Raw genomic sequence first — 8,985 nt, 5'->3', positions numbered from 1 at the left:
GCCGGCCGGACCCGGCGCCGGCCCTCGCCCCGGCGACGCCGCCCCCCGCCTACCTCTGCGGCGCCGCCACCCTCTGCGGCGCCGCGCCGGTGCATGCGCCGCGGCCCTGCCGAACGGGGGTCGGCAGGGCCGCTTCCAGCGCCCCGAGAGGCCGCCTCACGCCGTGGCCGGCACCCGCCTCCGGACCGCGGCGCCCCGCGCCTCCGCCACCGCGAGACCGGCGACCGCCGTGAGCAGCAGCAGCGTCCCCGCCACCGTGGCCGGCGTCAGGCGCTCGCCCAGCAGGGTCACCGCGATGACCGCCGCGCTCACCGGCTCGAGCAGCATGATCACGGAGACGGTCGCCGCCCTGACAACGGCCGCGCCCGCGAAGTAGAGGGCGTAGGCGAGAGCCGTCGGTACAGCGGCGACGTAGACCAGCAGCCCGATGACCCTGGCCGCCTCCGCCGTGTGCGGCAGGAGCCCCTCGCCGATCGCCATCGGCAGCAGCCCCACGGACCCGATCGCGAACGCCCACGCGGTGGTGGACAGCGAGTCACCGCCGCCTCCGTCCCGGCCGAGCCGGCGCGTCAGCAGGGTGATCGCCGCGTATCCGGCGGCCGACAGCACGGCGAGCGCGACGCCCGTCGGCCGGACCTCCGCCCCCTCTCCGCCGAGGACGAGGACGCCGAGCCCCGCCAGCGCCCCCGCGACGGCCAGGATCCCGCCGCGGCCCAGTCGCTCGCCCATGGTGAGCCGTGCCCCCACGGCGATGAGCACAGGACCGGCGCCCAGCGTCACGACGGTTCCCACGGCGAGGCCGGTCGCCTCGACGGCCGCGAAGTAAGCGCTCTGGAAGACGGTGAGGCCGACACCCGTGGCGAGGATGCGCAGCACCCTCCGCCGGCGCGGTTCGGCGGGAGCGGCGGCCCCCCGGCGACGCCGGGCGCGCATCGCGAGGACGGGCAGCAGCATCAGGAGCCCGCCGGCGCACCGCCAGAACGACAGGGCGAGCGGCCCCAGATCGCTCACCTGGAAGACGAGCGAGGCGGCGGCTCCGGCGGTCCCCCAGGCGAACCCGGCGAAGACGAGACAGGTCAGACCACGGCCCACGGACATGATGGCGGGCACGCCGACAGCAGGAGTTGAAGAGGAATTCGACACGTGACTTCTCCGTATGAAGAACGGGACGGCTGATCGCTCGGCTCAGTCACGCGGGCAGCACCGACCGCTCGGGGAAGACACCCCGAGCCGGATCTCCTTGAGAACGTCCGCCCGCGCTAGGCGGCGGGCGGCGGAAGTACGGTCGAATGCATGATCGCCACCCTACGGGGCACGGTGGCCCGCGGACAACTCGCCGGCGGCGGACCCGTCGTCGGCCACCACGGGCAGAGCCTCCGGCCCACCGGCCGCCACCGGCCCGGACGGCGGCCGGGGCGCCTGGGACTGCGCGATGAACGCCCCGAACAGGACGACCGCGCCACCGAAGATCTGCGGCGCGGAAAGGTGCTCACGCAGCAGCACCCATGCCAGCACGGTCGCGATGACCGCCTCGAGGCACGCGACGACACCGGCCACCTGAGGCGAGAGCCTGCGCACCGACACGACACCGGTGACGTACGCGAGCACGGTGGCGATCAGCACGATCCACGCCAGCAGCATCGCGGCCGGGATCTCGGTTCCCCCCATGTCGGCGCTACCGGCGAGCAGTGACCAGTCCATGCCCCACGGCCGGGACACGACCGTCAGCACCAGGGCGCCGATGAGGAGGCCGTACGCGATCACACCCAGCGGGTCGGGGGCGTCGTCGCTGTCGCCGCCCTGGTCGGACAGGACGAAGTAGCCCACCTGACAGCAAGCGGCGCCGAGGGCGAGCAGCAGGCCGAGCACGTCGAACCGCAGCCCCGCCCATACCTCCACGACACACGCGAGGCCCGCGACCGCCAGCACGACACCCGCGGCGGCGGCCCTGGTCACCGGCCTGCGCTGGACGAAGCGGACCCAGCCGAGCACGAGCGCGGGGGCCAGGTACTCGATGAGCAGTGCGACGCCGACAGGGATGCGGGAGATCGCGGCGAAGTAGCACGCCTGCACGCCCGCCACGGCCAGCAGACCGAAACCGGCCAGCAGCGCGGGCCTGCGCCTCAGCAGTCCTCGGTGACGCCAGGCCAGCGGGAGCATCACGAGCGCGGCGCCCGCGACCCGTAGCCACACGACATGGAGGGGGTCGAGTCCCGCCTCGATCAGCGGCTTGGCCGCGACACCCGATCCACCGAACGCGAACGCCGAGCCCAGGGCGAGTCCCAGGCCGGCGCTCCTTCCCTGAGATGCCTGCATCGGCACATCATGTCAGCAGCAGTCAGCACCGTCATCCCTGTGACACATGTCGAGATGCTTCCGGGCCGGCAACCCGGGGGCCGACCGGGCGGCGGGCCCCGCGGACACCCGTTCCGCGATCCGCGCCGCCAGCAGCGGCACGTCGACACCGGCCCTGCGCAGCACTTCGGCGGCCCGGCAGTCCCGGTCGGCCGCGATGCGGGCCAGTACGTCGATCCCCTCGGCGCGGGTGTCCCCGCGGAGCCTCGCCCTGGCCAGCGCACCCGCCAAGGCGGTCACGGCCGACGGTGACCAGCCCGGCAGGTGGGGCAGCGCGGCACCGGCCGCCTGTGCCGCATCGGGCCCCACAGCGCCCGGTGACGGCAGCCGTGGCGCACCGCCCTCCCGCACCACCGGCAGTGCGCCCGAGTCCTCGACGGAGCCCTGCCAGGCGAGCCCGTAACCGATGCTGCGCTGGACGAGGTAGCCGAGCACACGCGCCACTTGGGCGGGTGACCCGAACACGGCCCGGACCTCGGGGCCCTGTTCCAACAGGGAGTGGAGGAGATGGGCGGTGTCGATCTGCCTGTCGCCGTCCCGCAGCGCCCTCCTGCGGGCACCGGCGACCACCGATGCCAGCTCCACGGTGAGCGCGGCTTCGAGATCGGCACGGACGGGGAGGGCAGCGTGCTGCCGGGGCAGCCACGGGGCAGGACTTCGCACGCCTTCCACCTCATCAGGCATCCGCGGCCCCGGCGTCCACGCGGGGAAGCATTTGCGCATCCCACCGGAGTTGGGCACACCCGGGCGTTTCCTCCTCCTTGCGGATGACAAGCCGCCGACCGACCCTGAGTCTCCCCCTGCGGCCGTGCCGGTGCCGACCGACCGGACCGCACATCTGACATGGCGTCAGTATTGAATGTTCCCGCACCCACGGCTACGGTCCGCGCACCGGAACCCGACACGAAGGGGTGGTCGCATGGCCGAAGTCACCGCGGAGGCGCGCATCGAGGCACCGGCCGCGAAGGTCTGGGCCCAGCTCACCGACTTCTCCTCGTACGGCCGCTGGAACGCCACTCACACGAGCTTCCCCGCGGGCGGCCCCGAACCGCTGGAGACGGGCGCCACCTTCGCGGAGAACATGAAGCTGATGGGTTTCCCGGCCGAAGTGACCTGGACCGTGGAGGAACTGGAGACCGAGCGGGTGCTCGCCATCAGGGGCAAGGGACCGATGTCCGTCGTCGTGGGTACCCGCTACTCGCTCACCCCGGCCGGCGGCGCGACCGATGTGCGCATCGACGGCGAGTTCACCGGCGCGGCCGTCTCGCTCATGGCCGGCAAGCTGAAGGACTCGGCGACCGCGGCGCTCAACGAGTCGCTCCGGAAGCTGGGCGGACTGGTGGCCTGACCAGCGGCCGCGCGGGCCGGCCGGGCAGCCCTCCACGGAAGGAGCCGGCCGCGGGCACAGCAGAAGGGCCCCGCGCCGACGCGGGGCCCTTCACGCCCGGCTCAGTGTTCGTCGGCCAGGATCAGGTAGAGCTTCTTGCGGGCCTCGTTGATCACGGCGACGGCCTTCTGCCGCTGCTCGGCGTTGCCCGACTTCCAGACCTGGCCGAACGCCTCCATCAGACCGAAGCCGGCCTGCCGGATCTCGTTGACCGTGTCCCAGTCGACACCGCGGCCGGCCTCCTCCCAGGGAGCCTCCGGCCCCGATTCGGCCTCGGCGCGCCCGGTGTCGGTCAGCGTGAACAGCTTCTTGCCGCCGTCGCTCTCGCTGACGATCAGACCCTCGTCCTCCAGCATCTGGAGGGTCGGATAGACGGACCCGGGGCTGGGCTTCCATGCCCCGCCGCTGCGCTCGTCGATCTCCTGGATCATCTCGTAACCGTGCATCGGGCGGTTCTTCAGCAGGGCCAGGATCGAGGCGCGCACATCGCCGCGCCGCGCCCTGCCCCGGCCGCCGCCACGCCCGCGTCCGCCACCGAAAGGCCCGCCGAACGGCGGTCCCCAGGGCCCGAACGCCGCGCGACGGCCCTCGTACTCACCCCAACCGTGATGGCCGGGCCCGCAGTGTCCGCGGCCGCCTTCCGGCCCGTTTCCACGTGAACGCATCGCTACGCTCCTTCCATCGTTGATCAGTCGCGATGCGTCAACGATATATCGGAAACAAGCGAACGACAAGGCATCTCCGGGCCGCCGACCTCGAATTGGCCTTGGCCTGCCCGTTCGCCGGAGCTCTACGGTCGGGCCCATGCGGATTCGAATCGTCGACGCCTTCACCGACCGTCCCTTCGCCGGCAATCCCGCCGGAGTGCTGCTGCTGGACTCCACCGGATTCCCTCCCGACACCTGGCTCCAGAACGTCGCGGCGGAGCTGAACCTCTCGGAGACCGCCTTCGCCCATCCCCTGCCCGCCGGGAGCGACGCGGACTGGGCACTGCGCTGGTTCACCCCGGCCACCGAGGTCGACATGTGCGGCCACGCCACCCTGGCCACCGCACACGTGCTGCACACCACGGGGGCGGCGAAGGGCACGGTGCGCTTCACCGCGCGGTGCGGCAACCTCCGGACGACCGCGCACGAGGACGGCACGATCACCCTCGACTTCCCCACCGCCCCACTGCGGGAGGTGACGGTCCCCGACGGCGTCGCGGAGGCGCTCGGCGCGAAGGTGCTCTCCGCCCATGACACCGGGCCCCACATCGGGGACCTGCTGGTCGAACTGGCCGACGAGCAGTCCGTGCGTGCTCTGGAGCCCGATTTCGCCGCCCTGGTCGCGTATTCCGAGCGCGGCATCATCGCCACCGCCGCCGCGGCGGACGCCTCCGCCAGCTACGACTTCGTCTCCCGCGGCTTCTTCCCCCAGGTCGGCATCGACGAGGACCCGGTCACCGGGAGCGCCCACACGGCACTCGCGCCCTTCTGGTCCGCGCGCCTCGGCCGCGACGAGCTGACCGGCCTCCAGGCGTCCGCCCGCTCCGGCCTGGTCCGCACCTCGCTGCGCGGCGACCGCACCCTGCTGACCGGGCGCGCGGTGACCGTGGTCGACGGCGAACTGCTCACCACTCCCTGAACGCACCACGACCGAGGGGGTCCACGGCGTCCGCCGTGCACCCCCTCGGTCGCGCTGCCGGGCCGCCGCTCACGGCGTGGGAAGCCAGTCCACCTTCCCGGACAGCAGCCCGTATCCGACGAAGGCGACGATGTCGAGCAGCGCGTGCGCCGCCACCAGCGGCCCCACCCGGCCCCATCTCCGGTACAGCAGCACGAAGACCACGCCCATCACCATGTTGCCGACGAACCCGCCGATGCCCTGGTACAGGTGGTACGAGCCGCGCAGCACCGAGCTCGCGACCAGCGCGGCCATCGGTGTCCAGCCGAGCTGATCGAGCCGGCGCAGCAGATACCCGACGACGATCACCTCCTCGACCACGGAGTTCTGGATCGCGGAGAGGATCAGCACCGGGTACTTCCACCAGACCTCGGGCAGCGCCTCCGGCACGACGGTGAGGTTGAAACCGGAGGCCCTCGCCACCAGGTAGAAGGCCAGTCCGGCGCTGCCGATACCGGCGGCGACGAGCGCGCCACGGCCGATGTCGGACCAGGGCCGGCTCCGGTCGAAACCGATCGAGGAGAGCCCGGCACGCTCGCGGACCAGCAGATGCGCGACGAGCACGACGGGCACCAGCGCCGTCGCGATCCCGAAGAGCTGCCAGGCCAGATCGAGCCATGGCCGCCCCGGCGCGAAGGACCCGTTGAGCGTCGCGGCCTGGTCCTTCAGCCCGCCCGGTTTCGTCAGCGATCCGATGAAGCTGATCAGCGCGGACACACCACTGGCGCCGAGCGATAGGGCCAGCACGAGCAGCATCTCCGACCGGAGGGTCCTGCGCGACACCGCCTCCCGCGGAAAGGACCCGGCCGCGTCTCCCGCCTGCGCCTGCACTACAGCCTCCAGTTGCTCCACCGCATGGGACGTCACAGCTTGCCCGACGAACCTACGGCGGTCGCAGCCAGGTCCCGCGCACGCGCCTGGCCGCCCCGCGGCCGCACGCGCGGGTCGGTCAGGAGCGCGCCCCCGGGAATCCCACCGGCCATGTGTGCACCGGCTGTCCCTCACGCATCAGCTCGCAGTAGCGACGGGTCATCGCCGCCAGCGCCACCTCACGCTCCAGCCCCGCCTCACGGGCGCGGTGATAGGTGTCCGCCTGCCAGGAGGCTCCGTTCATCCGGCGCCGGCACCGCTCCTCGATCACGCCGAGATAGAGGTCGCGATCGGCGGGCGCCACGTTCCACGCGTCGAGACCCGCCGCGGCCAGCGGCAGCAGCTCGTCCCGGACCAGCTTGACGACCGGCACCTGTGTGACGCCGCCACGACCGGGACGGGGCCACTGGAGCTCGGCGTCGATACCGTGCCGGCACGCGGTCGCGAAGTTATCGTCGGCGGCCGCGAAGGGCAGCCGCGTCCACACCGGACGAGCGTCCTCCGCGAGCGCTCGCACCAGACCGTAGTAGAAGGCGGCGTTGGCGATCACGTCGGTCACCGTCGGCCCGGCGGGCAGCACGCGGTTCTCCACCCGCAGGTGGGGGACGCCGTCGACGACCGCGTACACCGGACGGTTCCAGCGGTAGATCGTGCCGTTGTGCAGGACCAGCTCCTGGAGCCGCGGCACTCCGCCGTCCTCCAGCACCCGCAGCGGGTCCTCGTCGTCGCAGAAGGGCAGCAGCGAGGGGAAGTACCGGATGTTCTCCTCGAAGAGGTCGTAGGCCGAGTCCACCCAGCGCTCACCGAACCAGGTCCGCGGGCGCACCCCCTGCGCCTGGAGCTCCGGCGGGCGGGTGTCCGTGGCCTGCTGGAAGAGCGGCGGCCGCGATTCGCGCCAGAGCTCCTTGCCGAACAGGAACGGCGCGTTGGCGCCGACGGCGACCTGCACGGCGGCCACCGCCTGCGCGGCGTTCCACACGTCGGCGAACCGGCCCGGGGTGACCTGCAGATGCAGCTGCACCGACGTGCAGGCGGCTTCCGGCGCGATCGACGCGGATGTGCACGTGAGCCGTTCCACCCCCTCGATGTCGAGGGTGAAGTCCTCCCCGCGTGCCGCCACGATCTGATCGTTGAGCAGCATGTAACGATCCACGTCGGAGAGGTTCGCGGATACCAGATCCTGCTGCGCCAGCGTCGGCAGAATGCCGATCATCACGATCCCGGCACCGAGCTCCTGCGCCTTGCGATCGGCATATCCCAGCCCGGTGTGCAACTCCTCCGCCAGCTGGTCGAGCACACGGCCGCCCAATCGGTGCGGGACGATGTTTACTTCCAGATTGAACATGCCGAGCTCGGTCTGGAAATCGGGACTGGCGATACGGGAGAGAACTTCGGCATTCATCATCCGAGGCATCCCGTCCGCACCCGCGAGATTCAGCTCTATCTCGAGCCCCATCAGATTCTTGGGCCGGTCGAACCTCTTCTCCGCCAGAAGCCGCCCCAGGCCGGCCAGGCACTGTTGCAGCTTGCCTCGGTACCGTTGCCGATCGGACAGGTCGAACCCGCCTGCCTCGACCTTCTCCCCCATCGAAGGGTCCCTCCTCGTGTGGGTCCCACGTGGCGAGGTCCGCTCACGTCACGGACGATAATGCCCAGCCTCATTGATCCATAACGCCCCACGCGGACTCGGCGGCCGGTAGTCTGGACACAGACGCCCCACAGGCACATTCCCCTGGCATGAGGCAAACAGCAATTGCAGGCACGGACGGCGGTGAAAACCACAGGCTTGATTCGGCCTACCGCGCCGGAGCCGAAACCGCAGGCCGCGGCCTCGACAGCACGGGAAAGCGCCAGAAATGCCGCATGAAACGGGCCGGTTCACGCCTTGCCCGAAATACCCGCGACGGGTAGCGGAAACATTACGTGAACACGCGTCGTATAAACTCCGCGAGGGCGGTGAGTTCGTATCCGGTGTCTTCCGGCGGCTGGCCGCCCCGCACGCAGACAGTGACGTCCGCACCTTCACGCTCCACCGTGTCTCCTGAGTGAGAGGCGACCCACCATGCCGCTGCTTGTCCCCCCGGCCCCCGCGCCTGCCCTGCGAAGCGTCCTCGCGGCACTCGGTTCCCCCACAGCCGTCCGCGAGGCCCGAACCCCCGCTCTGAGGTCCGTCCAGGGGCCCCTGAGCGCCGAACTGCCGCTGCCGGTCCATGTACTGGACCGGATCGTGCCGAGCGGCCGCACACCGCACACCAGGCTCACCGGCTGGCGTTTCCTGATCCGCAGCGGCGACCGCACCGTGGCCGCCGCGGACACCATGCTCACGCCGGACGGCTGGACCTTCTCCCACTTCTTCGAGGGCCCTTACCTCGACTCGACCGAACGCGCCCTGCGTCAGGCCGAATCGACGGGAACCCCGTTCCAGCCCAGACTGCTGTCCGTTCCCGAGCTCTACATGCTCACCCTCTGGCTGCACGGCGACGTCGAGGCCGACGCCGCGTCCGGCACCCCGCAGCCTTCCGACGTCCTCGTCCCCCTCGCCCCCGCGCCACCAGGCATAGCCGCCCACCGGCCGCACCGGGTCGCGGACCTGCTGCCTCTCATGACCCTGCGGGTGACGCCGGCCCCGCTGCTCGACTCGCCGGCCGCTTGACGGCAGAACATCCCGGACATCGCACCCACAGGAGACACTCGATACGCCCCGCGAC

At 71.6% G+C, this 8,985-nt stretch carries 9 protein-coding genes; 3 read left to right on the top strand and 6 right to left on the bottom strand.

Going from position 1 to position 8,985, the window contains the following annotated elements; translation table 11 throughout:
* Positions 1–156: 156 nt before the first annotated feature.
* The 3 genes from ACWGH4_RS24860 to ACWGH4_RS24850 form a co-directional block, all read right to left on the bottom strand.
* Positions 157–1,098 (bottom strand): DMT family transporter, encoded by a 942-nt coding sequence (locus ACWGH4_RS24860; protein WP_453464736.1) that lies wholly within the window; start codon positions 1,096–1,098, stop codon positions 157–159.
* 207 nt (positions 1,099–1,305) lie between these two features.
* Positions 1,306–2,316, bottom strand: coding sequence for an EamA family transporter (locus tag ACWGH4_RS24855; protein WP_453464733.1), 1,011 nt, complete (start codon positions 2,314–2,316; stop codon positions 1,306–1,308).
* 12 nt (positions 2,317–2,328) lie between these two features.
* Positions 2,329–3,018, bottom strand: a complete 690-nt coding sequence (locus ACWGH4_RS24850) for a Clp protease N-terminal domain-containing protein (RefSeq protein WP_453464730.1) — start codon at positions 3,016–3,018, stop codon at positions 2,329–2,331.
* A gap of 256 nt (positions 3,019–3,274) precedes the next feature.
* On the opposite strand from ACWGH4_RS24850, the gene ACWGH4_RS24845 reads away from it, so the two are divergent.
* A complete protein-coding gene (locus ACWGH4_RS24845) occupies positions 3,275–3,703 on the top strand; it encodes a type II toxin-antitoxin system Rv0910 family toxin (protein ID WP_453464727.1) in 429 nt (142 codons plus the stop codon).
* Between the two features lie 101 nt (positions 3,704–3,804).
* Here ACWGH4_RS24845 and ACWGH4_RS24840 read toward each other — a convergent pair whose 3' ends face one another.
* Entirely contained in the window at positions 3,805–4,407 is a 603-nt protein-coding gene (locus ACWGH4_RS24840; RefSeq protein WP_453464724.1) for a PadR family transcriptional regulator, read from the bottom strand.
* A 139-nt stretch (positions 4,408–4,546) separates the two neighbouring features.
* Here ACWGH4_RS24840 and ACWGH4_RS24835 point away from each other — a divergent pair, with 139 nt between their 5' ends.
* The gene (locus tag ACWGH4_RS24835; RefSeq protein WP_453464721.1) at positions 4,547–5,368 is read left to right on the top strand and encodes a PhzF family phenazine biosynthesis protein; all 822 of its coding nucleotides are present in this window, start codon (positions 4,547–4,549) and stop codon (positions 5,366–5,368) included.
* Positions 5,369–5,437: 69 nt separating this feature from the next.
* Here ACWGH4_RS24835 and ACWGH4_RS24830 read toward each other — a convergent pair whose 3' ends face one another.
* Together ACWGH4_RS24830 and ACWGH4_RS24825 are read right to left on the bottom strand one after the other, a co-directional pair.
* Positions 5,438–6,238: a CPBP family glutamic-type intramembrane protease gene (locus tag ACWGH4_RS24830; RefSeq protein ID WP_441267478.1), complete on the bottom strand. Its 801-nt coding sequence runs from the start codon at positions 6,236–6,238 to the stop codon at positions 5,438–5,440.
* 118 nt (positions 6,239–6,356) lie between these two features.
* Complete coding sequence (locus ACWGH4_RS24825) at positions 6,357–7,865, bottom strand: glutamate--cysteine ligase (protein ID WP_453464718.1); 1,509 nt, start codon at positions 7,863–7,865, stop codon at positions 6,357–6,359.
* 474 nt (positions 7,866–8,339) lie between these two features.
* On the opposite strand from ACWGH4_RS24825, the gene ACWGH4_RS24820 reads away from it, so the two are divergent.
* Positions 8,340–8,930: a hypothetical protein gene (locus tag ACWGH4_RS24820; RefSeq protein ID WP_441267469.1), complete on the top strand. Its 591-nt coding sequence runs from the start codon at positions 8,340–8,342 to the stop codon at positions 8,928–8,930.
* Positions 8,931–8,985: the final 55 nt, after the last annotated feature.

Source organism: Streptomyces sp. NPDC054847, from assembly GCF_053610925.1.
This window is presented reverse-complemented; position numbering and strand designations above follow the sequence as displayed.